The following is a 25,869-nucleotide window of genomic DNA, read 5'->3' as shown; positions in this document are numbered from 1 at the left end:
AGATTCAAAGGTGCCGACATGCAGCTCGGGCGCGCAGGCCCGCAATCGCAGCGCAGGCGATAAGCGTCAGACGAAGTGAGGGCTGATAGCGCACAAGACACACCTTATGTTCCCCCCGGCCCGCTAGCCGGGACGGTTGATCGCGCGCAAACATAAGGAAAAGCGCGCCCCGCGTATTTCCCGAAGGTCTTGTATTCCGCAGGCCGCCCGACCGAAGTCGAGAGCCTATGTTTCCCGCGCGATAGCGGGCCGAACTTCACGATCAAGATCAGAACGGCATGAGGAGACTATGACGATCGTCCCGGCATGTCCACCCGCAAGGCGCGGCGCGGCGCGGAGCCGTGCTGTCTGTTGCGGTCAGTGGGTGGTGAGCGCCCAGATCAACTGAGTCCCAACCGTCACGAACAGAAGCGCCAGCCCGATCCCGGCGCGCAGTTGAGATTGTGAGGCGCGGTGCTTGTGCACGTCAGTCGCGGGGAGAATGTACATGATAGCTGCGTCCTTCCTCAGTTGGCGCAGTTTCGACCGGCGGAGCTTACGGGCCTATTGGGAGTAATACGGAGCGAACGGTGGAAGTAGCGTCGTATTCGGCGTCTATCGCTGCTCAGGCCAGGAGCTCCGTTCCGATCTGATGGGTCGCGCGACCACTCTCTTCAAAGCTTGAGATGTTCCGGATCGTGGTCTCCGCGATGGCCGTGAGTGCCTCGCGAGTAAAAAAGCCCTGATGGCCTGTGATGAGGACATTGGGGAATGTCAGCAGGCGCGCGAAGACATCATCCTGCAACATGGATTCCGACAGGTCTCTGAAGAAGAGGTCGCCTTCCTCCTCATAGACGTCGAGCCCCAATGCCCCGATCACTCCTGACTTTAGCGCGGCGATTACAGCTTGCGTATCCACAACGGCGCCTCGGCTTGTATTGATCAGCATCGCCCCCTTGCGGATCAGCTGCAAAGAGTTCTCGTCGATCAGATGATGCGTTTGCGGCGTGAGCGGGCAGTGAATGGTTATGATGTCGGATTGCTGCATTAGCTCGGGGAACGGGACATAGCTCACACCCAATTGCCTGAGTTCCTCATCGGGAGAGGGGTCGAAGGCCAATAGCGCGCAGCCAAACCCTCGAAGGATGTGGGCCACGACCGCCCCGATCCTCCCTGTCCCTACAATCCCGACCGTTCGCATGCCGAGATTGAACCCCAGGAGGCCGTCCAGCGCGAAGTTTCCCTCGCGGACACGAACATAGGCCCGATGTAGCTTGCGGTTGAGCGACAGGATGAGCGCGACGGTGTGTTCAGCGATTGCTTCCGGGGAATAGGCCGGCACGCGTGCCACGGCGATCTCCAGTGCCTCGGCCGCTTCGAGATCGACATGATTGAAGCCGGCGCTTCGCAAGGCCACCAGTTTTGTCCCTTGCCCACGAAGCGCCGCAAGCACGCTTCGATCGAGACGGTCATTGACGAAGGCGCAGATCGCGTCGGATCCCGCCGCCAGCGCCACCGTCTGCTCCGAGAGACTGGCGTCGAAATAGCGCAAAGCGTGCGAACCTCCGACTGCCGCGTTTGCCTGGTCGAGGAACTCCCGATCGTAGCTGCGGGTGCTGAAAACCGCGACGTCCACCTTTCTGCGTCTCCTTACCCGGGTGCGCGTGGCGCGCGTTCTAAGTATGATCCCGGACAGACAGTTATGTCGCGCCGGGGCAAGCATCATCGTAGTTTGGCATATTCCGGCCGCCGGATCACCCTCGACGGAGAATTCTCGCGGACCGGCCCAGAAAGGACACTGCAATGAAGGGATTTATCGGCGACATCGAAAACCTGACCGAGGACAATGAGGATTTTCGCCGGGTTCTTTACACGGGCCAAAATCTGCAACTCGTGCTCATGGCGCTGAAGCCCGGCGAAGAAATCGGGCTCGAAATACACGACGATCGCGATCAGTTCTTCCGGGTCGAGAAGGGCAAGGGCGAGGTTCTCATCGATGGCGTTCGCATGCCCATCAAGAGCGATGATGGCATCGTCGTTCCCGCCGGGGCTGAGCACAACATCGTCAACACCGGCGACAAGCTGCTGCAGCTCTACACCATCTACGGGCCACCCGAGCACATCGACGGCACGATCCATCGCACGAAGGCCGATGCCGAGGCGGCGCACGAGCATTTCGACGGCCCAACTACGGAATAGAGCGCACCCGTTGAGCTCGGATCAGTCGGTCAGCGGTCCTCGTCACCAATAATCGCACGCACCTTGCCTGCAACGGCCTCGCGGGGACCGTCTGCGCCGACCCTGTGCCAGTCAACGCCGCCGATATCATAGCGCGCTTGCGCCTCGGCCACGGCCGTGTCGGCGTCCGAGGCATCGTTTGCCCGTGCCGTGATCCGTTGCTTCAGCAGATCCGGCGCAGCCTCGAGCCAGATACCCTCGAACGAAACGCCGTGCCGTCGCGCGAGCCGACTTATCGCGTCGCGTTCCTCCGGTTTCGCATAGACCGCATCCGCGATCACGGCTTGCCCGGCTTGCAGCGTGTGGCTCGCCAGCCGCTCAAGCTCGCCATAAACCGCCGCGCTGGCTGTCGAGGTGTAGGCGTCGGTAAGCAGCGCGGTCTCCGGCTGCACGCCCGCCAGCCGCTTGCGCAGGACGTCCGACCTCAGAATTCTGGCGCCGGGCGCGCGGCCCAAACAATGGCCAACCAGCCTGGCGATGGTCGACTTTCCAGTTCCGGAAAGCCCTCCGATTGCCACGAGGCGGGGCGGCACAGGGGCGAGCAGTTCATCGGCCAGCGCCAGATAGTGCTGGGCCTTGTGCGCCAGATCCGAGTCCGGCGACCCCGCCGCTTGCGCTGCCAGCGCATGAGCCCGAATGGTCGCTCGGACGGAAAGAAACAACGGGATGAGCGCTATGCCGGCCTCGTCCTGCGGAGCGATATCAAGGTAGCGGTTCAGGAGCATGTTCGCCTGAACATCGAAACCGCGCGCCCAAAGATCCATCAGAAGAAACGCGAGGTCGTAGAGCACGTCGATTGTCGCAAGCGACGCACTGAATTCGAGGCAGTCGAACAGCATGGGGTTATCGTCGATCACCGCGATATTCGCGAGATGCAGGTCACCATGCCCGTGCCTGACGCGGCCTTGCCGGGCGCGTGCATCCAGCAAGGCGGCATGGCGAACGGCGTGCTCGATTTGCCGATCAACCAAACTGCTCGCGGCCGCGGACGGGAGGATTTCGGGAAAGCCGGCCATACTCGCCCGATTTCCCGAAATCACCGCCTCGACCCGATCGAGTCCGTGTTGCAATCGACACTGCTCGGCATCGTCATGAAACGCCTTGATCTGATCGGCGAGCCGCGTGATTAGCCGGCCGTTCAACTCACCGCGGGCCGCAATCTCCTCGAGCAGGGCTCCGTCAGGAAAGCGCCGCATCTCGAGAAGCCAGTCAACCGTGTCTCCCCGACGATCCAAATTCAGTGTGCCGCTGCCATCCCGGCAGATCGGCCGAACCGCAAGGTAGAGTGCAGGGGCCGTCCTGCGGTTGAGCGTCAGTTCCGTCTCCAGCGCGGCGTGACGTTTGTCCGCGCTCGAAAAGTCGAGATAGTTGAAATGGACGGAGCGCTTGAGCTTCCAGGCGCGATCGCCGGCAAGGAAGATGTGCGCCGCATGTGTATCTATCCGGCGCGCAGATTCGCAGGGTTGAAGCGCGCCTGGCGACTCCAGGAAGGCGACAACATCGGTTTGTTGTTCGGGTTCTCCGATCGGTCCCGCCGATGTCGTCATCCGCGTTTTACGCCTTGCTGGTTTCGAGCTTGCGACTGCGTGCCGGCACGTTCTCCGGCCCTCGAGCATCGGGAAATTATGACCTCGGCAGCAGCGCTCCTATCCGGGAACTTACTAAGGCCGCGAGGTGCCCGTCGCGACCGCGTTGGTCAAATGATCCACCGGCTACGTAACTTTCCCAATTCACTTTCGCCCGTTGAACACAACAAATAGCGCGATGGGAGAGCCATATGCTAGAGTCCGGCACGCAGATCACGGAGCGGGAAAACATCCATGATCTTCGCAATCTTTTCGGGATCGTCAGTTCGGCGAGCCATTTGCTTGGCGACGACCCTACACCGAACAGACGGGCTGTGCTTCTCGACGCGATCTCGGAAGCCGCGCGCCGCGGCGGCACTCTGACGACCGCCTTGCTTGCCAAGGAAACCAGCGCGATGGTTCAAGCATTCGATCTCAATCGTCACCTTGGAGCGCTACAGTCGCTGCTCGACGCGCAATCGAATAGCGGTGTCGAGGTATCGGTAGAGGTGTCGGCCGAGCCGTCACCGGTCAAACTGGATTCGTCCGCTTTTGATGCGGCGATTCTCGAGCTTGTGACCAACGCGCGCGGAGCTTTGAATGGCACTGGCCGGATCCTGGTGCGGACCAAGCGCGTTGGACGCCGCATCTGGGTGATCGTTGCAGATACGGGGCAGGGGATGGGTTCGGACGAGCTTTCCGCTATTCTGCTTGGGGCACGCCCTGCTGGCGCGCATGGGACGGGTCTTGGTCGCGTGCGGCATTTCGCGCAGGCCGCCCATGCACACTTCCATATCCGCAGCGTGCTCGGTCGTGGCACTGTCGCCGCGCTTGCGATCCCGCTCATCCTGCAGGTGACGATCAGCGGGCCATCAAAACCCCTGGGAATGTCCACGATGAATGATCCCGAACGCGCCCGGCGCTTACGTCGATCGGCGGCGCAGCGGGACCAAAAATGGGCAGGTGCGTTCGCGCTGGCTTCTCAGCCTGGCGAACCCAAGCCGGACATCATCGAGCCGTCCGCACCTCCCGAAACGCCGGCGCCTCCTCAGCCAGCTGAAGTGCCAATACCTTTCGAGCCCGAAGGCGTCCCGACCGGGCCGGACTTCGTCCCCGAGCCATCTCCTCAGGAACTGCCTGCCGGTCTTTAGGCTTATCCCACCGAGAGCAGCCCCGCGATCCCTGCACCCGACGCCAATACCGACGCGAACAGAGGACCGGCGGCCTTCCAGCCCTGCCGTCTTGGACCCGCGATGCCGAGTGCGAGCACAGCCTTGAACGCGGTGTTGGCGAGTACCGGAACGGCAAGAACCAGCCCGGCCGTTGCTCCGTCCAGAACATTCTTGGGCATGCCGGCCAGGGTGAGAACCGCCGCATCCACGTCCCACATGCCGGTCAGGCCAAGGACCACGACAATGCCCTGATCGCCGAAGCGATCGAGCGCCCAGCGCGCCGGTATCGCCATGACCGCCACCAGACCCGCAAGGAGTAGCGCTGGCCCGAAATCGAGCGGGTTTCCGAGTTTGACCTCGCCCGCATGAGCTTCGGATCCCCGCGCGCGGAGCGCGAGCAACGTCGTCAGTCCGCCGACGATGAATGCCGGGACCATCGCTAGGGCCAGCGATCGGCTCGAATAGGGAACGAGCGCGATCGACAGGATCTGGACACGGACGAACATCACCAGCGATGCCAGCGCGATTCCTGCGACCAGTGGGGCTTCGGGACCGTCCTGTTGCCGCAGGCGCCGAGCGTAGGCGACTGTGACAGCCGTCGAGGAGACGAGCGAGCCGCATAGCGCGGTGATCATGATCCCTTTCTCCGGGCCCAGACGCCGGGTTGCAACGTACCCTGCGAACGACAGACCGAGGACCACGACCACCACCATCCAGATCTTGCGCGGATTCCATGCGCCCCAAGGACCAATATTCGCGTCTGGCAGCAGCGGCAGGATGACGAGCGCCACCAGCGCGAAGCGCGCAATGGACTCGACTTCCTGCTGGGTCATGCCCTTCAGCATCGCGTGCGCCTTGCCGCGTAGGGTGAGGATCAAGGTGGTGACGGCGGCTGTGGCGAGCGCCTCACCGACCATCCCTTTGGCCGCGACAAAGCCCAGGGCGAAGGTGATGATCCCGACCAGGGTGGTGGTGACGGAGAGGCTGCCCTGACGCGCGAGTTCGCTTCGATAGCCCAGGACTAGGCTCGACAGGACGGCAAGGCCGACCACGGCTGCCAACATTTCCGGGAGGTAGCCAGCGACACCGCCAATGAGGCCGAGCAACCCGAAGGTCCGAAGGCCGCTTACGCGACCTCCGTCGGACGCATCACGTTGCCGCCATCCGCGTTCGATCCCGATCAGGATGCCAACCGCGAGAGAGGCCGCCAGCGTCCGCAGCAGTTCCATATCAGGAATGTTCATACGATAAGGCCGGTGGGATTGCGGCGAGGCGAGGGCAATTCGACTGGGCAACCGTCCCTTCTCGCGTACGCACGATCACACAGACCTCGATCATACCTCTCGTCCCTGCGCTGCTCCACTCGCATACCGCACACTGTATTCCCCTCGCCTCCGCCACGCGCCGCGCATGATCCGCATCGTTTGCTTGGCTACAGCGCGTTGCAATGGGAAGCTGCATTTGTTCCCCATCGATCGTCACCACCTTTCCGACCGTGGTTCGATAGGCGTACACGGACCATGCTGCGGGCAGAAAGAGCAGTCGCCTTGAACGGCACAACTTTTGATGGCTCAGTCCACACGGAATTGATAAAAAGCAATCAGGAAAGGGGAGATATCAGCGTCGCGCTGCTTCCTGCGGAAGATCATTGGGGGGCAGGTCATTACCGACACCGAACGGCAATCCGAGCGAAAGGGCCATTTCTCGCCGGGAGCCGCGGCAGCACTGCTCGCCAACAGGTCCATCCACTCCCAGCTCGTAACCGCCTCCCTTGCGGGGCTCGCGATCGCGATTATGGCGTTCGTCACGCGTGAGCAGCTCGGCGAGCACATTGATGAGCGCGTCCACTATTTCGTGACGCTAGGCATGGCTGGGATGGTGCTGGTAGCGCTAAGGCCCGACATCCTCGTCATCTCAAGTGTCACACTTATCACGCTCGCGATGCTAGTGATCGTGGACGGCTGGCCCACGGCACCAAGTCAGCAGACCGCTGTCGCCGTGTTTCTTGTGGCCATGGTCCTCCTGTGGCGAAACTCTCATCGGACCGTCTCTGTTGCCCGCAAGTTTGCTGACAGCGCCATTGTGCTCGCGGAGGAGTTGAACCTCCTGATCGATGGCGCTCAGGATTACGCTATCTATATGCTCGACCCCGATGGAAACGTCACTATCTGGAATAAAGGCGCCGAGCGGTTGAAGGGGTGGACCGCCGCGGAAATGATCGGCAAGTCCGCGCAGCTATTTTATCCCACGGATGCAATCGCCGCCGGTAAGCCTATGTCATTGCTTGCAGAGGCTGTCGAACGGGGCAAGGCGGAATTGGACGACTGGCGTGTCCGCAAGGACGGCAGTGAATTTCTTGCCCACATATCGATCACTGCATTGAAAAACGCAGACAATACGCTGCGCGGATTTGCGACGATAGTCCACGATATCACCGACCAACGCGCCGCAGAAAACTCCCTTCGCAACAGCGAAGCGCACCTGCGCTCGATCCTCTCAACGGTCCCCGATGCGATGATCGTAATCGATGAGCGCGGAACTATGGTCTCCTTCAGCGCCGCCGCCGAGCGCCTCTTCGGATACACCCAAGCCGAAGTTGCCGGATCGAATGTCAGCATGCTGATGCCTTCGCCCTATCGCGAACGCCATGACGGCTATCTTGAACGTTATCTGCGGACCGGCGAGCGGAGAATCATCGGGATCGGGCGGGTGGTCGTCGCGATGCGCAAGGACGGATCGACATTTCCGATGGAGCTATCCATTGGCGAGGCTAGCGGCGAGGGCCAACGGCTTTTCACGGGCTTCATCCGCGATCTCACAGATCGCCAGAGAACGCAGGAAAAGCTCGAGGAGCTCCAGTCCGAACTCATTCACGTCGCCCGGGTGAGCGCGATGGGCACGATGGCCTCGACCCTCGCGCACGAACTCAACCAACCGATCACTGCCGTCGCAAACTATGTCGAAGCCGTCCGCGATCTGCTGGCCGAACCCGATCCGGAAGATTTCCCCGAAATCCGCGAGGCGCTTCAGGACGCGGCCGGCGAAGCGATGCGGGCTGGGCACATCGTGCGCCGCTTGCGCGACTTTGTCGCACGCGGCGAAGTCGAAAAGACCATCGGGAGCCTGCCCAATCTCATCAATGAAGCCACGGCGTTCGGACTGCTGGGGGCGAACGAGAAATCCATCCGGACAAGGCTGGATATCGATCACGATGCCGCGAGCGTTCTTGTCGACAAGATTCAGATTCAGCAGGTCCTGGTGAACCTGATCCGCAATGCGGTCGAGGCCATGGGCACATCGGCTCAGCGCCTTCTCACGATCCGCACTATGCCCGACCAGCCAGGTTTCGTACGCGTCACCGTGGCGGACACCGGGCCCGGGGTGGCGCCAGAGGTCGCGGAGCAACTCTTCAAGGCCTTCGTCAGCACCAAATCGGAAGGCATGGGTCTTGGTCTTTCCATTTGCCGGACCATCGTGGAAGCCAATGGCGGCCGGATATGGATGGAGCCAGCGGAGGGAGGCGGTTCACAGTTCCATTTCACGTTGATAAGAACAGAGGCGGAGAACCCTGATGGAAGATAAGCGTGTCGTTCACATAGTCGATGACGAGGATGCGATACGCCGATCGGCTGGTTTCATGCTGAAGAAATCAGGTTTTGCGGTGACTCCGTGGGTTTCCGGCGTGGAATTTCTGAAGAACGTGAAGCATGCCGAGCAAGGCTGTATCCTGCTTGATGTTCGAATGCCCGAGATGGATGGCCTGGAAGTCCAGCAGCAACTTGGCGAGCGCGGCGTTTCCATGCCTGTCGTCGTGCTGACCGGCCATGGGGATGTCTCGATCGCGGTGCGCGCGATGAAGGCGGGAGCAGTGGATTTCATCGAAAAGCCCTTCGAGAAGGCGGTCCTGCTTACAGCGATCGAAAGCGCATTCGAACGTCTCAGTGACACCGAGGGACGCGCAAGCCGCGCCGCCGATGCGACAATCCTCATCGCTGCGCTCTCAGCACGCGAGCAGGATGTGCTCAAAGGTCTGGCGCAGGGTCTGCCCAACAAGACCATCGCCTATGACCTCGGAATCTCGCCCCGTACGGTCGAAGTGCATCGCGCGAACCTGATGGTCAAGCTTGGTGTCCGCAGCCTGTCAGAAGCACTCCGGATTGCCTTTTCCGCAGGCGTTACGGGCTGAGGGTCAGGACACTTACGTAGCGACCCCGCCCTGAATTCCTGACATCTCCGATCAACCAGCAATCGCGCTGGGTTCGATGGTGTGTCATGGCAGGCGAAATTATTGATACCCCGGCCCGGGAACGTCCCCTTCTTCTTCTGGTGGAGGACGATGCCGGTGTTCGGCGATCCTTGCAGCTACTCTTTCGGGCGCGAGGTTTTGACGTCCGCGCCTATGCTATGGGCAACGCGCTTCTGGCCGACCCCTTGGCACGCGATGCCTGCTGCTTTGTCGCCGATTACAGATTGGAAGAAATTGACGGGATCGAGGTGCTTTCCCGTCTGCGGGATAGCGGCTGGTCAGGACCGGCGGTGCTCATCACCGCTTTTCCGTCTGCGGATCTCAGCGCACGTGCTCTGGCTCACGGCTTCAGTCAGGTGCTCGAAAAGCCTTTTCGCGAACATGCGCTTGGTGACGCTGTGGCCCGATTGACGGGCGCGTGATTCCAGATGAACAATGGCGCCGCCCGCGGGCGAAATGGCGGGACGCAACCGGTCCTGACGCATCTTATCGGAGTTGGCCCGGAGCGGGAGTTCACGGCAGCCCGGCAGCTGACCAATGCCCCGGTCATGTGGCTGTGCAGCGTCGAAAGCCTGCCGGTGTTTTACGACCATCCGCCGCCTCCAGACCCTTCCATCCTGCTCGTCGATGGCGACCTGCCATCCGAGGAACTGATCGCCCTGCTCGATCAGTTTGTTGCACTTGGTTCGACCAAACCGATCATTCTCCAAATTACCAATCCACAGATTCGATTGGTCGTCAGCATCATGCAGCGCGGTGTGCTCGACGTGCTTGCCAAGCCCTACACGCTGGCCCGCCTCAATTCGGCCCTGGACGAAATCCTGACACAGCCCGCGCGGCGCCCGCCATGATCGAGCTGCTCAGGCAGAGAACTGGCGGCGGCGGCATGGCATTTGACGTAGGTCAATTCGTGGTCGTCGGCCGAATGAGACACATAAGGCCCGCAACCGATGGAATCGGGAGAGGACCACACAGGAGAGGAGGCGCGCTTGGCTTCAGCCGAACAGGAACACCATCAAACACCGTTTGACTTGGTCGGAGGGGCTCAAGTGGTTCGGCAGATTGTCGATCGCTTCTACGACCTGATGGATCAGGAGTCCGCCTATGCCCGGCTTCGCGCGCTTCATGCGCCCGATCTCGATCCCATGCGCAGTTCGCTCACCGGGTTTCTGATTGCCTGGCTGGGCGGTCCACGGGACTGGTTTGTCGAACACCCTGGGGTTTGCATGATGTCCACCCACGCCCGGCTTCCCGTGACCGAGGGAACCGCACTTGAGTGGAGCGATGCAATGCGCCGGGCTATCGCGGACTCGACTGTCGATCCCGCGCTCGGCGCCAAAATGGCTGAAGCCTTGTCCAGCATGGCGCAGGGCATGATACGGCCCGCGGCGCGCGCGGATTGATACGCTCCGGCGCTCGCGACCAGCTGGCGATTGACGCAGCCCATGACGGACTGGATAGGATCTCACGATGCCAACGAAGATCGTTCTCGCCTGCCTGATATCGCTGACTGCCGCTTGCGGGGCGATGGCGAGTGGACAGGCGAAGCCCGTCGGGGTCGCCGACCGTGCTGAAAATACCGCCGCGAAACGTGGCATGGCATTCGCGCGATCGCATTGCGCGGCCTGCCACGCCGTCGGCACCGGCATGTCCCCCAAGCCCGAGGCGCCGTCCTTCGAGGCGATCGTCAACACGCCCGGGTTAACGGCGGAAACGCTCAAACCCTGGTTGCGGGATTCGCACAATTATCCCGAGATCATGAACTTTGCGATCGCCCCCACGCAGATCGACGATCTCGCGGCCTATATGCTGACCCTCAAGAATCGAGCTTACAGACCGCCGATCCAGTAGAGGGCTGCCCGCCGCCTCGCAGGGCTAGATCAGCCCATGGGCCCCCGCCATGGCGCCGGCCACCGCTATCAGGGACGCCGACAGGAGTATCCTGTGCATCCGTTCCATCCGGGCGAAGTCGCGCTCGGGAGAGCCGGATTGCTCCATCCGCCTATGGAGGAACAGCGGCTCGATCCCATAAAGCATCGCGGCGAACACCGCCCAGACGACCACCATGGCGTGCATCCACCAGAAGTGGAGATCGAAAAATCGATACCAGAGGTCGGCACGGTGGATCATCCAGAAACCGGACAGCCCGGCAAGCCCGACCCACAGCCGCGCCTGCCAGGCGAAGCCGGCCTCGAACCGATGGAATGCGGCCAGCCTCTCACGCGGAGGCGTGTTCCTGCGGATTGCCGGCATGAGGACGGTGGTGACGAACGCTACCCCGCCGATCCAGGGTACAATGGCGAGAATGTGAAGCACGCGCGCCAGTGTGTAGTCGTCCATCACCACCTCCTGTCAGAAGCAGACCTTGCGCATTCTACGCAGCAAGCAGTTCATCCGCCGGACCGAAGAACTCGTAGTGGATCCGGTCGCTGGCGACGCCACTCAGGGACAGCGTCGCGACCAGCGCTCGCAGGAACGGCCTCGGTCCGCAGAGGAAAAAATCCGCATCGTCGACCGGCGTGTTCGCCGTGAGCCAGTCAGCGTCGATCAGGCCGGCGACGTCATAGTCGCGCCCCGCGGCATCCTCCGCGCGCGGCGTCTGGTAGAAGATCGTCGTACGGCCATTGTGGTGCCGTTCGGTAAGCGCCCGGATATGCGTGCCCATCGCATGGGTGGCGCCATCGAGCGTGCCATGCGCGAAATGAACCGGCAGCTCCGCTTGACCGGCGGGTGGCCGGGAATCTCGAGCCAGAAGGTCAGATACTGGCCGGGCTTGTGACGGATCACGCCGCCGCCGTCCTTGGGCCGAAGCGTGAAGGAGGTGATGATCTCGCTTTCACGCCGAACGTCATCGACCACAAAATCGCGCCATCCGGTCCAGCCACCGTCGGCAGCCGCGAGATCATGATAGATATGACCTTCGCGGGCGATCAGGATGTTTGCCAGAAACCCGTAAGCCTCGGCCCAGGCGGCGAGGATTTCCTCGGTCGCGGCATCACCCAGCACCGCCTTGATCGCGCCCAGCAGCGCTTCGCCGACATGGGGATAATGTTCTGGCAGGATCTGGAGGCCGACATGTTTCTGGGCGATCCGCTCGACGGCCGGCGCCAGCGCGCCGAGATTGTCGATGTTGCTTGCATAGGCGAGAATGGCGGCGGTCAGCGCCCGCGGCTGCGAGCCGCTGTCGCCGTGGTGGGACTGGTTGAAGAGATCCCGGATCTCCGCATTCTGGAACATGCGGGAATACATCTCGCGGACAATATCGAGTCCGTGCGCTTCAAGCGCGGGAACGGTGGCTTTGACGAGCGCTATGGTCTCGTCGCTCAAGGTCTGCGACATCACATTCTCCTGGATATGCGAGAAAGAAATCCCCGAGAGCCGGGCCTCAGGGCGTGGGTGGTTCGTTGTAGAAATCGACCTGCATTCGCAGGGGGCCGAGGGCTGTGACGAAATGGATCTGTTGCGGCGCGACCAGCCCGGGGCTGCCGGGTGTCAGCACTTTCTCCGAGTGAGGCTCGACATAAGTCAGATTCAACTCGCCTTCGAGAACCCGGATGAGGCCCCAGACGCCCTCCTTCGTCTGATGCCTGTTCCGGAGTGCATCGGGGAGCGTGTTCTCGTCGAAGATCGGCGTTGAGCGATAGGGCTCAGCCATGTCCATTCCTCACCATTGAACTCGAATATGCGAAAGCTGGCTCCGGTCCCTGTCTTGCCGCTGCTTTTGCTGGCTGAGAGGGAACGGGAAGCTTGAAGAAGAGGGCAAGCTGCAGGCTTTCAGCGATGCGCGCCGCCTTCGCCTGGAGCGCGGCCGCGGCATCGGGCGCCATCAGCTCATCCGTGGTGATCTTCCAGAGGCCGAGCCAACGCTCGAAGAGTTCGGGTGTGATACGATCGGCGTACTTGCGATGCGCCGGCACCGGCTGTCCCTTGTAGCGCCCGCTGGTCAGCATGACCGACGACCAGAATGCCGTCAGCTTCTCGAGGTGCTCCGGCCAATCCCCGACCGCATCGTTGAAAATCGGGCCCAGCGCGTCATCGGCGCGGACGCGGGCATAGAAGCGCTCGACCAGCTTCTCCAACCGTTCGTCGTCGATCCCTTCGATCGTATCCACGATTCGTGCTCCAATCATGTATTATTTATGCATCTATACCGGCGGACAAAATATGCAAGTACAATACATCTTAGCGTTCACGTTTCGTGGTTCGTCGCTGGAGGTGCTTCCGGATCAACGCAGCACGAAAGCCGGGTCCGGCCCAAACAGGGGGGCGTGCAACAAGAGCAGCCCCGCGTAGGCGATGACCGTCAACAACGTGGTCTATCGCGAGCGCGGCAAAAAATTTGGACCTGCTCGCACAATGCCATCATCGCGCGCACCGCGAGGATCCGTAAAGATCCTGGTCCCGAAGTGACTTAGCGCCCGCGTTTCCTTCTATTGGGTCGGTCTAATCTGGAGCATATCGTCGGTTGGAATGACCAGGACTTTCACCTGGCTGTCATGCGCGGAGATGACAAGGGCGTTCGCGGCGTCATCGATCGACAGGCCCAACCATTCGAGCCTTCGGCAGATACGGCTGCCAACGTCTGCATGGTTCTCGCCTATCCCGGCCGTGAAGACGACCCCATCCAGGACACATGTGCCGGACGCATCGCTAGGTTGGTGCCCAGCGCCCGCGACTGTGGCTCTCCAATTGCACAAGGCTGGTCCGCGGACATTTGTCTGATCTACCGGCTTGCGGGAGTTCATCATTGGCACAGGAGCCAAAAACGTAACTGCCCTCATACTCTCTCTTTCCGACCGCTAATGCTGCAGCCTTCGCATGAGAGCATTGTTCCATGCGTCTGCGCCATCGAATATTGGGACATATACTTATTCCAGCTGCAAGGGCGGCGAGTTAGCCTTTGGTCTTGAAAGGATCGTCACCCTCACGAGTAAACTCGGCCATCGGCGTGGCAGATGTGAGGCCGATCGTCAGGTCGCCGGCCTTCAGAGAGGGCAAGGATCTGAGAACGGAAGGATCAAGGGCATGAAAGCTAGCGACATCATGACGCTCGGGGCGGCCACCGTCACGCCGGAGAGTTCACTGGCAATGGCGATCCGATGCATGGGCGATCATGGCATCAGCGCCTTGCCGGTGGTGGACCGAGACGGCAAGCTTCAGGGCATCATTTCCGAAGGAGATTTCTTCCGGAAGGCGACGGGCTCATTCCAAATGGATTCGTTGTGTGGTGTGGGGCGTGAGGCCCGAAGAGACGTATTGGATTTGGCGCGGGTTGCGGATCTCATGTCGATCGAACCGGTAACCGTCGATGGCGATGCTTCGCTAACAGAGGCGATAGGTCTGATGGAGCGGCATGGGGTCAAACGGCTGCCGGTGATATCGAACGGCAAGCTGGTCGGGCTCATCAGCCGAGCCGACATTCTCCGCACCCTTCTGGAGGAGTGACGGGCTAGATCAAGCGGTGCTCCTGAAGAGCCCACCGGTGAGCTATCCTCCCGATCGTATCGCCGACAATGGAGTTCGCCAACTCGGCTTACCGTGCCCGGAGGTGCCGGCAGCGCATCGTCCTTTCGTCATGGCCAACATCGAAGATGAGGTGATCTTAATGTCCGATATAACGTCCTTCACCGAGGTAATGGCCCGATCGGGGCTCAGGTTATCCATAAGGCGGGTCACGCGCGATGACCGCGCGCTCCTCAAGGATTTTTTCGAAGGCGTCTCTCTCGAAGACCTTCGCTTCCGCTTCCTCACGGCTATGCTCAAGGTGTCCGACGAGCAGATCGCGATCATGGTTGACGTCGATCATAAGCAGACTGAGGACTTTCTTGCCTTCATCGACGACGGCACTCTTGTGGGCACAGCCATGATCGCCACCGATCCTTCGCGCGAGCGTGCGGAAGTGGCGATCGCCGTACGGGCTGATTTCAAGCATCGCGGCGTCGGCTGGACTCTTCTCAATCATGCTGCGGAATTTGCCACGGCAATTGGTATAAAGACGCTGGAGGCGGTCGAAAGCCGGTTGAACCAAAAAGCGATCGAGGTCGAGCGGGACTCCGGCTTCACGGTGAAGGCATATCCGGGCGATGCCACGCTCGTTATCGTTTCTAAACAGCTGCGATGATCCTACCCCTTGGCTGCCGTCTGGGCAGGATCGCCACCTTCGCCACCGGAGCGGAGGCGTTGCTCACCGATATTGGCTGCCCGATCGTAACGACCGACAGCATTCTGCACGCCAGCAATGTGGTTGCTCTCGGGCCGCTGCTGGGCGGTGAGCTGGTCGACCAGCTCACCGTGCTCGACGCGAACGACTACGTAAAACACCCCAATGAAACCCTCACCGGCAAGGGGTAGCAAAATACCATCAAGCTGGAGGGAAGAATGGCTATCAAGGATATCCTCGCCGTGGTCGATACCGGCGACAAGGACGAGCAGTTCCTGTGTGACGCGCTCGCCTTCGCCGAGTTCTACAATGCCAGCCTTTCGTTCGTCGTGCTCTCGGCCCTCCCTTCGGCCGATTATGCGCTGACCATCGCGCCACCCTATGCTTTTCTTCACGACTACACGGAAGCGGTCGAAGCCAAGCAGGAGCGGATCGCCAAGCTTGCCGGCGCCTCCAATGTCGAGGTCCGCACGATCTCCGACCGGCCGGCGGTCATCTTCACCAAGGCTGCGGTCTCCGCCCGCTACGCCGACCTTGTGCTGTTTGGCCCAGCCGACGATTATGACTATCCGCCGATCCGGCGCGAAACGATCGAGAGTATATTGTTCGCGTCGGGCCGGCCGGTTTTGATCGTTCCGAATGGGCACAAGCCGCGCGCGATCGAGCATCTCGCGATCGGCTGGAACGCCACGCGCGAATCGACGCATGCGCTGCGCGCTGCAACGGCCTTTGCCGCGCCTGGGGCCAAGATCGACGTGCTCGTTCTAGATGCCAAGCCCACGACGAAGGGCCACGGAACCGAGCCGGGCGCGGACATCGCCCGCCACCTCGCACGGCACGGGTTCGCGTCGACGGTGATTCCTGCCTATGCAGACGAGTTGTCGGACGCGGATACGCTGGTCAAGGTTGCCCGCGAGCGCGGTGCCGCGCTGCTGTCGCTCGGCGCTTACGGACATTCGCGCCTGCGCGAAATGATCCTGGGCGGAGTGACCCGCGACCTGCTCGTCGGCGCGCCGCTCCCGCTGCTGTTTTCACATTGATCCATGCGCACCGGCGCCAGAAGAGGAGGCATCGACCATGTCTGATAACGTCCTGAACAAGGACAAGTGTCCCGTCACCCATCTGACCACGGCATTCGGGGCGCCTGTCGCGGAAAACCGGAACTCACTGATTGCTGCGATGGAGGCCGGCCATGAAGAATGTGCTCCTGCTGGTTCATGAAGATGTGGGGCAGGAAGCTCGGCTTCAGGCCGCGCTCGACCTGACCCGAGCCTTGGATGGGCACCTCATCTGTCTCGACGTTGCCGTGCTTCCGGTCCTGGCCGCCGATCCCTATTCCGGGGATGGAAGCGCGATCCTGCTGCAGGAAGAGCGCGATCGCGAGAGCCGCAATCGCGCCCGAATCGAGGAACGCCTTGGCAAGGAGGACGTCTCCTGGGACATGGCAGCGGTCGTGGGCGATCTGGCGTCGTCGAGGCCATCTTCGGCGGCGTGACACGCAAGCTCCTTGCCGAGAGCCCTGTGCCGCTGGTCCTCGCGCACGGTTGAGGGCCGTCATGATCAGCAATCGGAACGATTTTCTCATCGCGGATACGGCTTGGAATGGATTGGATTAGCTGACTCGGAATTCGTGCCCTTAAAGGAGGCCCGCATTGGTTTACAAAGAAATCCTCGTCATAGCGGACCACACCGATCTGAGCCTGCGCCGGATCAACTTTGCCGCCCGGCTTGCGGCAAGGACCGATGCCGAGCTGCACACGGTTTTCCCCGTAAGCCAGTTCCTTCGTTTCTTTGGGGAAGAGAGCGGTGCGACGCCTTCGTTGGCGACCGATAGCCGGCTTCCGGCTCCTGAGGGAGAAAGAGTTCCCGCCCTCCACCACGAGACCCGGCGCTTCTTTGACACTCAGCTCAGCGAATTTAAGCTCAGCGGGAAGTGGATCGAAGTAGACGGGGACGACAATGGTCCGCTTCTGTCATTGGCTCGTGTGTCGGATCTCGTGATCACACCCAGAGAAATGGTCACTCCGTACTCGGAGAACCGACAAACCGCTGCTCAACTCGGCCTGAGTTGCGGCGGCCCCGTAATCGTCGTGCCGCCGGAGGCAGGGGCCGGCGAACCCGCGCGCCGTATCGTCGTTGCCTGGGCGGACAAACGTGAAGCCGCGCGCGTCCTGAGGGATGCATGGCCGCTGATCGAGATGGCGGACGAAGTCTCCCTGGTCACCGTCGGCGCGTCCCTGAAGCCCGTGGAGGAGACGCTCCGACAAAGGTTCGAACGGCGGGGCCAATCCGTGAGGCTCGTCGAGATCGAAGGGCGGGACGGGGCCGCACCAGATCTGATCCTGGATTATGCGATGTCTTCGGGCGCCGACATGCTGGTCATGGGCCTTTTCGGCCGCCCGCGCGTACAGCAATGGCTCCTGGGGGGCATGACCAGCGAGATGCTTGCACGCTGCCCGATCCCGTTGTTCGCGTCACGCTAGTATTGCAGTTGCACATTGCCTTGAACTCCGATGAATCAATAGGTCTCCACGGTAAGGAGGCCGTGGATGACGGGTGCATCGATCCGCCGGTGATCTCGCCTCCTTCACGACATGGCGCCCGGCTGGCACGGACGGAACGACCAACTTCCAGTCCCCCTCTCTCTTGGCCGGCAGCGTGCGGAATGCGACGGCGGTATGCCGGCGTTTGGCTCGCCGTGGATATGGTCTATCATGAGACATGACCGCTTCGATATCTCCATCCAACGGTGCGGGAATAGCCGGTAAGGCCCATCTCGGCGTCGTTGCCATATTGCAGCTGATCATGCTCGGGGAGCTGGCCCTGCTGATCGGTAGCGAGCGCTGGATGCATGTATTCCTTGTGACTGGGTTGATAGCCGCACTCCTCGCCCCGATCGTGCTGCGCCGATTTCGATCGATGATAATCCCTTCCGAAATCCGCATCACGATCGTACTGTTTGTCTTTGCTTCTCTCTTTCTCGGCGAGGTTCGCGACTATTATGAACGGATCTGGTGGTGGGACCTGGCACTGCACGGCAGTGCGGGGCTGCTGCTCGGGTTCCTGGGCTTCCTGGTCGTCTACATCCTGAACGAAGATGAGAAGGTCGATCTTCACATGCGCCCGTCATTCGTCGCCCTGTTTGCCTTTATGTTCTCGGTAAGCAGCGGCGGCATTTGGGAAATCTTCGAGTTCGCCATGGACCAGCTGTTCGGGCTTAACATGCAAAAGCCCATGCTCGGCGATCCATCCGGATTGACCGACACCATGTGGGATCTGATCGTCAACCTGATCGGTGCCGCTATCGTCAGCCTCGCAGGGTGGCGCTATATGAGCCAGGAGCCGAAAGGCTACGTCGACAGCTGGGCAAGGCGCTTCATAGAGCGCAACCCACAGCTCTTTGAACCGAACAAGAGACGCGGTGATGACTAGTGGCCTGGGACTGCCCGGCCCTAGCCGTGAGAAGCCCTGGGTTTACCGCCGACTCCTCGAAAGCCAGACCGAGACCGACGCTCGCTCCGCCGTCCGTGTGCCTGTCATCGGCAACGGAAGCGAACGGATTGCCGCCGCGCGCTTCAAACCATCGCGGGGAGCCCAATGTTGGTGGATCGTCTTGGTCTGGCCGCAACCGCGGCTATAATGACCTGCATGACCGTGCCCCAAACCATATTGTTTCCGACCGATTTTAGCGGTCGTTGCGACCGGCCGCGTGACCGTGCCATTCAGTTGGCGCGCGTCTGGGGCGCGAAGCTTATCCTTCTTCATGTTTTAGGGGATGACGCTGCAACGACAGTTGACGTCCAGGAAGACATCGCGCGGGCTGAGACGCGGCTACGCGCAGAGGTACAGGACGACGCCATAGCGGTCTCTACTCGTCTCGCTTTCGGAGACGTGGCGCAGGCGATCATCGAAACCTCCGCCGAGTTCGGGGTCGACCTTATCGTCGCCGGCATCTCGCGTCATGACGAGATTGGCGACTTCATCGTCGGGACGACTGTGGAGCGCCTCGCACAACGGGGCGGTCTGCCTGTGCTCATCGTCAAGGAACGGGCTCAACAGCAGTATCGCCAGCTCATGGTAGCGACGGATTTTTCAGCATGCTCGGCGACGGCACTGCGTCTCGCCGTTGCGATCTTCCCAGCGGCCGACCTAACACTTCTACACGCCTATCACGTGCGATTGGAAACGCTGCGGGGCCGCGAAGGACACGCGGGAGATCGACAGGCAGACATCGCGCGGGATTTGGAAGCCTTCCTGGAAGAAGTCGACCTGCCCGCCGGTGTTCGCGACCGGCTCGACATCAACGTCGACTATGGCGAAATCTGCGCCGTCGCGCGCGACCATGTGCGATCAAACAATACCGATTTGGCGGTCGTTGGAACGCATGGGCGATCCGGCCTGATCGCGGCGATGCTGGGCAGCACGGCGCGCGCCCTTCTTGCCTGTCTCGATTGTGACGTCCTGCTCGTCCCCCAGGACAAAGACTCCGCCGACCGCACATGACGCGGTCTGAGCAGAGATGCTCCTGACAGGCCACGGAAGAGCGAGCGATGACTCGTGTTTTCATCATTCCGGGCTGCTTTCGCCTCTCTTCATCCGGCCTGGGGGTCTAGCCGCAGGAAGGAAACGGGCTCTTCGCTGGCGCGCCGATTGGGGCGGAGAGCGTGCCGCCGCCATGCACCCTAAACGAGCGCCTATGACACTTTGCCCGAGGATAAAGTGTCATAGCTGACAAATGTCATCCGGACTGGAATGGAGGGATTCACTTTTCGTTCTACCTGTGCATGATTCTTCCATGCTCCAGACCAGCCTCAAAGCCGATCTTGATGCCGGGCCGCTTGATATGCCCGGTCTCGTAGAACTGCTCGCGCAATGCTCGACGCGGCCTCGCTACGCCTACATGATCCTCGACCTAATTGCGAAGGCCGCGGGTCCCAATGGCAGCGCAGGCCCCCTGGTCATTCACGACGGTTCCGCGATCCCGATCCGGGAATGGCTTTGTGACGCGCTCGCCCCGATGGGAAGCGGCTACCCTCGCAGGATGGCGCTTGCCGTCCGGGTCCGCGAGGAAATGGCCGACGCGGGGATATTGCCGGCAGACCCCCAGGAGGCGGCGCGGGAGATCGACAGCGAGGTCCGCGCCCGGGTTCGTGCCTCGGGCAAGACCAATGTCAGCCGCGCGGTGTCCGACCTCGTCCGCGCCGGCATGCTCCACCGTCATTATCAGGGCTACTGCGTCGATCATCACAATCGAGGTGGTCAACGCCAGGCCGTCTACACGCTATCGCCGATCGCACGAAAGCTGCTTCAGGCCGGTCGATCCTTGCCAGCCGCCGTCAAGCTACCGCAGCAAGGCGCGCTGGCCTTCGGCTGATTGATCCTACGGGCGGCCAGGGCCTGCGACTGGGCGGGTCACGCCGGCCGAGGGCTCGGGATGCGCCTGCCGGTTATCGAGAGAACACTCGCCAAGGCGATCGGCGTCATGGGCAGCGATATCGCCGCCGATCAGCGGATCGTTGACGTGATCCGCAGCTATGCACCGGGTTTTATCTTCACGACGTCATTGTCTCCGGTGCCGGTGAAGGCAAAACGCATCGGCGATGCCCTGCTGGCCGAATATGGGGTCCATGTGCAGCCGATCAATTATCCCACCGCCCAGCATGGCACCGAGCGCCTGCGCTTCACTCAGGGTGCTGCGCACACGCGCGAGATGATGCGCGAACTTACCGGCCCCTTGGTCGAGATCTGGAATCGGTTGGATATGCATTTGGCAGCCTGATCTGAAGTATCCCCTGCGGTCGCTCTCTCGCAACGCAATGTAAGCATTTTGAGAACCCATTGCCTCGCCGGGAGTTTGATCCTCAATACGATCTGTTGGAGCCGAACGATGGGTTCTCCTCTGCCCGTCCACCATCTTGTGGTTCTCTCGCACCCACAGCCGGACAGCTTCTGCGGCGCGATCGCCCGCTGCTGGCAGGAGCGCGCCCAGCATCACCATCAAAGCTGCGATTTGCGTGATCTTTACCGTGAGAATTTTGACCCGGTGTTGCGGGCCAATGAGCAGCCGGGAAAGGAGGGCTATACCCCCCTGCCTCAGAACATCGCGGAGCGGGAGCGTCTTGAGCAACTGGACGTTCTCACCTTCGTTTATCCGGTATGGTTCGGCACGCCCCCGGCGATGCTCAAAGGTTACCTTGAGCGTGTCGTTGGGAGCGGGATCGGCTTTGGACCCGAGGCTGACGATCCGAAGCCGTTGGCAAATGTCCGCCTGGTGCAGATCTCCACGTCCTCTTCAAGCACGCCCTGGCTGAATGAGAAGGGGGTGCCGAGCGCACTTCACACTCTCTTCGACACCTACATTGCGGAGGTATTCGGGGCGCACGCCACCTATCGTCTTCATCTCGACGCGATCACCCAGAACATGGGCGAGCAACGAGCTGCCGCCCGCTTCCGCGAAGTCCAGGATTTCGCGGACCGGGTCTGCGCTGAAGCAAACGCGGATCGATGGGATCGTGTAAGAGCGAAGTCGGAAAGCTGACCGCTCGAGATCGGGTGACTGATGGATACCTTCAGTGCATCCCGATACCGAGCGGGGACTCGCGATTGATCAACCGCCGCATTGTATCCTTGTCGGTCAGCAGGTCGGCGATCGAATAAGAGTCGAATACAGCCATCATCGCCTGCATTCCCCGGGCAAGGACGCCCGTCAAGCCACACGCCGGCGACAGCGCGCAACCAGAGCAATCCGCAAGCTGGAATCCTTCCTCGGTCCTGCGGACGACCTCGCCGACGGTGATAGCATCCGCCGGCCGGGCAAGGCGCATGCCGCCTGCGCGGCCTCGCACGGTCTCAATAAAGCCATCATGCGCCAGTGCGTTCACGACCTTCATCAGGTGGTTGTGGGACACGTCATAAGTGCGCGAAATCTCTCCGATCGAACATAGGCGATCGTCGTTGAGCGCCAGGTGGATCAAGACCCTGAGCGAATAATCCGTGTAGCGGGTGAGCCGCACACATCTCTCCTGAGAGGAACATCAATAACGTCTATACCGGTATGCCGAAGACATGTTAAGTGCTCGATCCTGCCCCGGTGGACCGAGCGCCACGCCGGTGAGATTGCGCGCTAGCCGGGCCGTCCGTCTATTCGAGGTGATGTGTAGATCCGCGCAGTCCAAAGGATCCAGGGAAGGAAGGAAGGAAGGAAGGAAGGAAGGAAGGCAATAAGCCATCCGGCTGTTCCACCGCTCGCCATCCAAGCCAATCGTCCATCAACTCGGCTGCAATCCGCACGATGCACACGAGCTGGACTGCGACGAACACATGGTTCGCGCGCCTCCTTCGCGTTGCTATCCGCATGTCGCAGTCAAAGCGGCCGATCCTCATCGTTCAGGATGCGCTCCGCTGCGCCGGCGACGTCTTCATATTGCCCGCTCTTGAGCGCCCAAAAGAACAGGGCGAGGCCCAGCGCGCCGAGAGCGAGCGAGATCGGGATCAAGTACCAAAGGACGTTCATATGCTGTCGCCCGTTCGCCCCCCGCGTGCCAGGCGCGGGTTGAGGCGCAAGGCATTCGCGACGACGAGGATTGACGATCCTGACATCGCCAGGGCGGCGACCAGCGGCGTGACATAGCCGGCGATGGCGGCCGGCAGCGCGACGACATTGTAGAGAGCTGCAAATGCGAAATTCTGGCGGATCAACAGGTCTGCTTTCCGCGCGATCCCGATGGTGAAGGGGACGCTTTCGAGATCGGACCGGAGAAAGACGAAGTCGGCGGCCTGCCTGCCGACATCGGCCGCGCTTCCGGGAGCGATCGAGACATGGGCGGCGACCAGTGCAGGCGCATCGTTCAGGCCGTCACCGACCATCAAGGCCTTATGTCCGGTCTTGGCCAGCGTTTGCAAGTGAGCGGTTTTCTCATGAGGCAGGAGGCCTGCCTGGACCCGCTCGATCCCGAGCTCTTCTGCAACCGGCATCACGGCGGCCGGCGTGTCGCCCGACATGATCTCGAGGGCGTAACCACCGCTGCGAAGCGCGGAGATCGTCGCAGCTGCGCCGGCGCGTAGCTCGTCCTCGAATGCGAAGGATTGCGCGAGCTTGCCGTTGCAGGCCAGCACGGTGCCGGCACAGCTCTGGACGGTAGTCTGGCCGAGCGCCCATTCACCGCGTCCCAACCGCCAGACATCCTCGCCGATCCGGGCTTCAAGCCCGAGCCCGGCATGTTCGGCGACGGCATCGAACGCAATGTCGGCAGGGGTGGCTGCCGCGGCCAGCGCCTTTGCGTAAGGATGATGGGAGTGCGCGCCGATTTGCGCCGCGATTGCGAGATGGGCGTCATCGACGGTACTATCCCGGCGAAGGCCGGGACGCCCAAGAGTCAGCGTTCCCGTCTTGTCGAATATCACCGTATCGATCTCGACCAGGCGTTCCATCGCCGAGCCATCCTTCACCATGATGCCATGCTCGAACAGCGCGCGCGCAGCCACGACCTGGACCATCGGGACCGCCAGCCCCAGGGCGCAGGGGCATGTGATGATCAGGACCGCAACCGCGATGGTCACCGCGTGATGCCAATCGCCCGCCGCCAGCATCCATCCCAGGAAGCTGAGAAGCGCCGCGCTGTGGACCACGGGTGCGTAGAGGCGCGCCGCACGGTCCGCGACACGGCGGAAATGGGAGCGGCCGCCTTCTGCCGCCTCCATGAGCCGCACCATCTCGGCGAGGAAGCTGTCCCTCGATGCAGCGGCGGCGCGAATTGTGAGCGGCCCGGTCAGGTTGAGCGTTCCCGCGCGCAGGCTGGCGCCAGGAGTGACGGGTTGCGGCACGCTCTCGCCTGTCGCCAGCGATGCATCGATGTCGGATCGGCCTTCGAGCACGACGGCATCGACGGGGATGCGGTCGCCGGCCCGAAGGAGGATCGTCATACCCGGTTCAAGCTCTGCCGTCGGCAGATAGGTTCGCCTGCCGTCAGGGGTTACAACGGTGGCCCCGTAGGCCGCGAGGCGGCCTAGCCCTTTTACCGCGGTTCGCGTCTTCTCGCGCATCACATAGTCGAGGGTTCGCCCGATGAGCAGGAAGAAGAGCAACGACACGGCCGCATCGAAATAGGCATGGGGCTGGCTCAAGATCGTGTCGTAGAGGCTCATTGCAAAGGCGAGCAGCACGCCGATCGATATCGGCACGTCCATGTTTGTCTGCCCATGGCGCAGCGCCTGCCATGCCGATTTGAAGAACACTCGTCCCGAATAGGCGAGCGTCGGCAGCGCAATCGCTGCGGACAGCCAGTGGAACAGATCCCGGGTCTCGCCCGCAGCTCCCGACCAGACCGATATCGAGAGCCCCATGATGTTCATCGCGGCGAAGCCCGCAACTGCTAGCGCCCGGATCAGGGCCGCGAGTTGCGGATCCTTCGCGTCGTCGTGCGTCTCGTAAAGAAAGCCGTCATAGCCGAGCCTGGTGAGCGCTTCTCCGAGCGGGGGCGGCCCCTCATTCTCGCGCCAGTCTACCGCAACCCGCTTGGTCGAGAGGTTGACGCGCGCGCGCGTGACGCCCGGAAGCACCCCCAGCGCCTCCTCGATCTTCCGAATGCAACCACCGCAGCTGATGCCGGGAACCGACAGATCCGTCTGCCGCAGGCCGGTATCGATCTCCCGGCTTGCGAGGATGAGCTCATCGGCCGACAACCGGGTGAGGGCGGACGCTCCGGTCACGACGTCACCGGACAGCGCGATACGCGTGCCAGGTGGCATGGCCCAGCCACGGGAAGACGATGATCAGTCCGACAAAGCCTGTCGCGGCCGATATCAGGAACAAGGCAAGCACGAGGGTGCCCCAGATCAGCATGACAGGTAGATTGTTCCAGACCAGCGCCCAGCTTGTGCCCATGGCGGTCAAGGCGTCCACCCGCTTGTCGAGCATCATGGGAATGGAGAAGGCAGAGATCGCGAAGGAGAATGCCGCGAACAGGCCGCCAACCAGCGTTCCCACGACGAGCATGGCGATCCCGGTCGATGAGGTGAACAACATCGGCGCGATGTGATCGATGCCAGGAAATGGCCGGACGCCGAAGAACAGCGCGTAGACGATCACCGCCGCGCGCATCCAGAGCAGCATGACCCCGCACAGGAGAGCGCCTGTGAACAGGACCTGCCCGCCGGCGCGTGCATGAGGTAGCAGCATGTGCCGCAGCGACACCGGTTCGCCGAGTTCAAGCGCCCGGCTCTTGTCATAGAGGCCGATCGCCAGCGCCGGGGCGAAGACCAGGAAACCGGCGATCGCAGGGAACAGGGCATAATCCAAAGCGAGCCAGATCAGCCCGGCAACGATGCCGGCCGAGAGCAGGAAGACGAAGATGCCGTAGAGAAGGCTGGGCCCCGGGCGAGTGACAAGATCGCGCCAGCCCTCCCGCAACCACGCGAACGGGGCACCCGGCGCCAGGTCGCGCGCATAGCGTTGTTCGATCGGGAGCGGTGGAACGATGGGCGGGATCGTGGTCATCATCTTCTCCCGAT

Annotated in this window: 31 protein-coding genes and 2 pseudogenes; 20 read left to right on the top strand and 13 right to left on the bottom strand. The window is 61.8% G+C overall.

The genetic code is table 11. From position 1 onward, the window contains the following. Nucleotides 1–357: 357 nt before the first annotated feature. Together SxD43FB_RS25935 and SxD43FB_RS14020 are read right to left on the bottom strand one after the other, a co-directional pair. Nucleotides 358–489 carry a hypothetical protein gene (locus tag SxD43FB_RS25935; RefSeq protein WP_255245734.1) on the bottom strand — a complete coding sequence of 44 codons (132 nt, stop codon included), beginning with the start codon at nucleotides 487–489 and terminating at the stop codon, nucleotides 358–360. Between the two features lie 115 nt (nucleotides 490–604). Continuing rightward, the gene (locus SxD43FB_RS14020) at nucleotides 605–1,615 is read right to left on the bottom strand and encodes a 2-hydroxyacid dehydrogenase (protein ID WP_096062763.1); all 1,011 of its coding nucleotides are present in this window, start codon (nucleotides 1,613–1,615) and stop codon (nucleotides 605–607) included. A gap of 167 nt (nucleotides 1,616–1,782) precedes the next feature. Between SxD43FB_RS14020 and SxD43FB_RS14015 the strand changes: the two genes are divergently transcribed. Further along, the gene (locus SxD43FB_RS14015) at nucleotides 1,783–2,178 is read left to right on the top strand and encodes a cupin domain-containing protein (RefSeq protein ID WP_096062708.1); all 396 of its coding nucleotides are present in this window, start codon (nucleotides 1,783–1,785) and stop codon (nucleotides 2,176–2,178) included. Between the two features lie 29 nt (nucleotides 2,179–2,207). On the opposite strand, the gene SxD43FB_RS14010 is transcribed toward SxD43FB_RS14015, so the two are convergent. Next, nucleotides 2,208–3,764: a bifunctional aminoglycoside phosphotransferase/ATP-binding protein gene (locus SxD43FB_RS14010; RefSeq protein WP_096062707.1), complete on the bottom strand. Its 1,557-nt coding sequence runs from the start codon at nucleotides 3,762–3,764 to the stop codon at nucleotides 2,208–2,210. A 230-nt stretch (nucleotides 3,765–3,994) separates the two neighbouring features. Between SxD43FB_RS14010 and SxD43FB_RS14005 the strand changes: the two genes are divergently transcribed. Further along, nucleotides 3,995–4,933, top strand: a complete 939-nt coding sequence (locus SxD43FB_RS14005; protein ID WP_096062706.1) for a HAMP domain-containing sensor histidine kinase — start codon at nucleotides 3,995–3,997, stop codon at nucleotides 4,931–4,933. Between the two features lie 2 nt (nucleotides 4,934–4,935). Here SxD43FB_RS14005 and SxD43FB_RS14000 read toward each other — a convergent pair whose 3' ends face one another. Then, the gene (locus SxD43FB_RS14000; RefSeq protein WP_255245733.1) at nucleotides 4,936–6,183 is read right to left on the bottom strand and encodes an MgtC/SapB family protein; all 1,248 of its coding nucleotides are present in this window, start codon (nucleotides 6,181–6,183) and stop codon (nucleotides 4,936–4,938) included. 565 nt (nucleotides 6,184–6,748) lie between these two features. Here SxD43FB_RS14000 and SxD43FB_RS13990 point away from each other — a divergent pair. The 6 genes from SxD43FB_RS13990 (at nucleotide 6,749) to SxD43FB_RS13965 (ending at nucleotide 11,051) form a co-directional block, all read left to right on the top strand. After that, complete coding sequence (locus SxD43FB_RS13990; RefSeq protein ID WP_096062704.1) at nucleotides 6,749–8,536, top strand: PAS domain S-box protein; 1,788 nt, start codon at nucleotides 6,749–6,751, stop codon at nucleotides 8,534–8,536. Further along, nucleotides 8,526–9,140 carry a response regulator transcription factor gene (locus SxD43FB_RS13985; protein WP_096062703.1) on the top strand — a complete coding sequence of 205 codons (615 nt, stop codon included), beginning with the start codon at nucleotides 8,526–8,528 and terminating at the stop codon, nucleotides 9,138–9,140. The genes SxD43FB_RS13990 and SxD43FB_RS13985 overlap by 11 nt, the downstream gene beginning before the upstream one ends. Before the next feature lie 86 nt (nucleotides 9,141–9,226). Beyond that, the gene (locus SxD43FB_RS13980; RefSeq protein ID WP_096062702.1) at nucleotides 9,227–9,622 is read left to right on the top strand and encodes a response regulator; all 396 of its coding nucleotides are present in this window, start codon (nucleotides 9,227–9,229) and stop codon (nucleotides 9,620–9,622) included. Nucleotides 9,623–9,628: 6 nt separating this feature from the next. Next, the gene (locus SxD43FB_RS13975; protein ID WP_096062701.1) at nucleotides 9,629–10,051 is read left to right on the top strand and encodes a hypothetical protein; all 423 of its coding nucleotides are present in this window, start codon (nucleotides 9,629–9,631) and stop codon (nucleotides 10,049–10,051) included. Between the two features lie 138 nt (nucleotides 10,052–10,189). Continuing rightward, complete coding sequence (locus SxD43FB_RS13970; protein WP_255245732.1) at nucleotides 10,190–10,603, top strand: group II truncated hemoglobin; 414 nt, start codon at nucleotides 10,190–10,192, stop codon at nucleotides 10,601–10,603. A gap of 67 nt (nucleotides 10,604–10,670) precedes the next feature. Then, nucleotides 10,671–11,051 carry a cytochrome c gene (locus SxD43FB_RS13965; RefSeq protein WP_096062699.1) on the top strand — a complete coding sequence of 127 codons (381 nt, stop codon included), beginning with the start codon at nucleotides 10,671–10,673 and terminating at the stop codon, nucleotides 11,049–11,051. A 24-nt stretch (nucleotides 11,052–11,075) separates the two neighbouring features. Here the strand turns inward: SxD43FB_RS13965 and SxD43FB_RS13960 are convergent, their stop codons facing one another. From SxD43FB_RS13960 to SxD43FB_RS13940, 5 genes and pseudogenes are all read right to left on the bottom strand, one after another. Then, nucleotides 11,076–11,540 (bottom strand): hypothetical protein, encoded by a 465-nt coding sequence (locus tag SxD43FB_RS13960; RefSeq protein WP_096062698.1) that lies wholly within the window; start codon nucleotides 11,538–11,540, stop codon nucleotides 11,076–11,078. A 34-nt stretch (nucleotides 11,541–11,574) separates the two neighbouring features. Next, a pseudogene (locus SxD43FB_RS13955) lies at nucleotides 11,575–12,539 on the bottom strand (globin domain-containing protein). Between the two features lie 46 nt (nucleotides 12,540–12,585). Next, nucleotides 12,586–12,855: a DUF1971 domain-containing protein gene (locus tag SxD43FB_RS13950; RefSeq protein ID WP_096062761.1), complete on the bottom strand. Its 270-nt coding sequence runs from the start codon at nucleotides 12,853–12,855 to the stop codon at nucleotides 12,586–12,588. After that, nucleotides 12,848–13,330 carry a group III truncated hemoglobin gene (locus tag SxD43FB_RS13945; RefSeq protein WP_096062697.1) on the bottom strand — a complete coding sequence of 161 codons (483 nt, stop codon included), beginning with the start codon at nucleotides 13,328–13,330 and terminating at the stop codon, nucleotides 12,848–12,850. The genes SxD43FB_RS13950 and SxD43FB_RS13945 overlap by 8 nt, the downstream gene beginning before the upstream one ends. A gap of 300 nt (nucleotides 13,331–13,630) precedes the next feature. Next, nucleotides 13,631–13,945, bottom strand: coding sequence for a hypothetical protein (locus SxD43FB_RS13940; protein WP_255245736.1), 315 nt, complete (start codon nucleotides 13,943–13,945; stop codon nucleotides 13,631–13,633). 280 nt (nucleotides 13,946–14,225) lie between these two features. Between SxD43FB_RS13940 and SxD43FB_RS13935 the strand changes: the two genes are divergently transcribed. From SxD43FB_RS13935 to SxD43FB_RS13885, 12 genes and pseudogenes are all read left to right on the top strand, one after another. Then, nucleotides 14,226–14,645 carry a CBS domain-containing protein gene (locus SxD43FB_RS13935; protein WP_176482785.1) on the top strand — a complete coding sequence of 140 codons (420 nt, stop codon included), beginning with the start codon at nucleotides 14,226–14,228 and terminating at the stop codon, nucleotides 14,643–14,645. A gap of 37 nt (nucleotides 14,646–14,682) precedes the next feature. Next, nucleotides 14,683–15,321 carry a GNAT family N-acetyltransferase gene (locus SxD43FB_RS13930; protein ID WP_255245730.1) on the top strand — a complete coding sequence of 213 codons (639 nt, stop codon included), beginning with the start codon at nucleotides 14,683–14,685 and terminating at the stop codon, nucleotides 15,319–15,321. Continuing rightward, nucleotides 15,318–15,551, top strand: a complete 234-nt coding sequence (locus tag SxD43FB_RS13925) for a hypothetical protein (protein WP_096062694.1) — start codon at nucleotides 15,318–15,320, stop codon at nucleotides 15,549–15,551. The genes SxD43FB_RS13930 and SxD43FB_RS13925 overlap by 4 nt, the downstream gene beginning before the upstream one ends. A 51-nt stretch (nucleotides 15,552–15,602) precedes the next feature. Then, nucleotides 15,603–16,400 carry a universal stress protein gene (locus tag SxD43FB_RS13920; protein ID WP_255245729.1) on the top strand — a complete coding sequence of 266 codons (798 nt, stop codon included), beginning with the start codon at nucleotides 15,603–15,605 and terminating at the stop codon, nucleotides 16,398–16,400. Nucleotides 16,401–16,437: 37 nt separating this feature from the next. Next, a complete protein-coding gene (locus SxD43FB_RS25270) occupies nucleotides 16,438–16,581 on the top strand; it encodes a hypothetical protein (protein ID WP_176482778.1) in 144 nt (47 codons plus the stop codon). Continuing rightward, nucleotides 16,553–16,855 (top strand): hypothetical protein, encoded by a 303-nt coding sequence (locus tag SxD43FB_RS13915; RefSeq protein WP_096062692.1) that lies wholly within the window; start codon nucleotides 16,553–16,555, stop codon nucleotides 16,853–16,855. The genes SxD43FB_RS25270 and SxD43FB_RS13915 overlap by 29 nt, the downstream gene beginning before the upstream one ends. A gap of 157 nt (nucleotides 16,856–17,012) precedes the next feature. After that, complete coding sequence (locus SxD43FB_RS13910) at nucleotides 17,013–17,843, top strand: universal stress protein (RefSeq protein ID WP_096062691.1); 831 nt, start codon at nucleotides 17,013–17,015, stop codon at nucleotides 17,841–17,843. A 238-nt stretch (nucleotides 17,844–18,081) separates the two neighbouring features. Next, nucleotides 18,082–18,792: a hypothetical protein gene (locus tag SxD43FB_RS13905; RefSeq protein WP_217988798.1), complete on the top strand. Its 711-nt coding sequence runs from the start codon at nucleotides 18,082–18,084 to the stop codon at nucleotides 18,790–18,792. A 165-nt stretch (nucleotides 18,793–18,957) separates the two neighbouring features. Beyond that, nucleotides 18,958–19,863, top strand: coding sequence for a universal stress protein (locus tag SxD43FB_RS13900; RefSeq protein ID WP_343228848.1), 906 nt, complete (start codon nucleotides 18,958–18,960; stop codon nucleotides 19,861–19,863). A 292-nt stretch (nucleotides 19,864–20,155) separates the two neighbouring features. Further along, complete coding sequence (locus SxD43FB_RS13895; RefSeq protein WP_176482784.1) at nucleotides 20,156–20,734, top strand: hypothetical protein; 579 nt, start codon at nucleotides 20,156–20,158, stop codon at nucleotides 20,732–20,734. 63 nt (nucleotides 20,735–20,797) lie between these two features. Continuing rightward, nucleotides 20,798–21,139, top strand: a pseudogene (locus tag SxD43FB_RS13890) (aminotransferase class I/II-fold pyridoxal phosphate-dependent enzyme); the annotation flags it as partial. Nucleotides 21,140–21,247: 108 nt separating this feature from the next. Further along, on the top strand, nucleotides 21,248–21,898 hold the full coding sequence (locus SxD43FB_RS13885; RefSeq protein ID WP_096062690.1) for an NAD(P)H-dependent oxidoreductase: 651 nt from the start codon (nucleotides 21,248–21,250) through the stop codon (nucleotides 21,896–21,898). A gap of 31 nt (nucleotides 21,899–21,929) precedes the next feature. On the opposite strand, the gene SxD43FB_RS13880 is transcribed toward SxD43FB_RS13885, so the two are convergent. From SxD43FB_RS13880 to SxD43FB_RS13865, 4 genes are all read right to left on the bottom strand, one after another. Beyond that, on the bottom strand, nucleotides 21,930–22,373 hold the full coding sequence (locus SxD43FB_RS13880) for an Rrf2 family transcriptional regulator (protein WP_096062689.1): 444 nt from the start codon (nucleotides 22,371–22,373) through the stop codon (nucleotides 21,930–21,932). Between the two features lie 350 nt (nucleotides 22,374–22,723). After that, nucleotides 22,724–22,873, bottom strand: a complete 150-nt coding sequence (ccoS, locus tag SxD43FB_RS13875; RefSeq protein WP_096062688.1) for a cbb3-type cytochrome oxidase assembly protein CcoS — start codon at nucleotides 22,871–22,873, stop codon at nucleotides 22,724–22,726. Continuing rightward, nucleotides 22,870–25,107, bottom strand: a complete 2,238-nt coding sequence (locus SxD43FB_RS13870; protein WP_176482783.1) for a cation-translocating P-type ATPase — start codon at nucleotides 25,105–25,107, stop codon at nucleotides 22,870–22,872. Before SxD43FB_RS13870 ends, ccoS begins: the two co-directional genes overlap by 4 nt. Next, complete coding sequence (locus SxD43FB_RS13865) at nucleotides 25,073–25,858, bottom strand: DUF2189 domain-containing protein (RefSeq protein WP_255245728.1); 786 nt, start codon at nucleotides 25,856–25,858, stop codon at nucleotides 25,073–25,075. The genes SxD43FB_RS13870 and SxD43FB_RS13865 overlap by 35 nt, the downstream gene beginning before the upstream one ends. Nucleotides 25,859–25,869 lie beyond the last annotated feature (11 nt).

The organism is Sphingobium sp. D43FB, assembly GCF_002312805.1.
Classification (GTDB): domain Bacteria; phylum Pseudomonadota; class Alphaproteobacteria; order Sphingomonadales; family Sphingomonadaceae; genus Sphingobium.
Note: the sequence above shows the minus strand (reverse complement) of the source record. Positions and strands in the feature narration are given on the sequence as shown.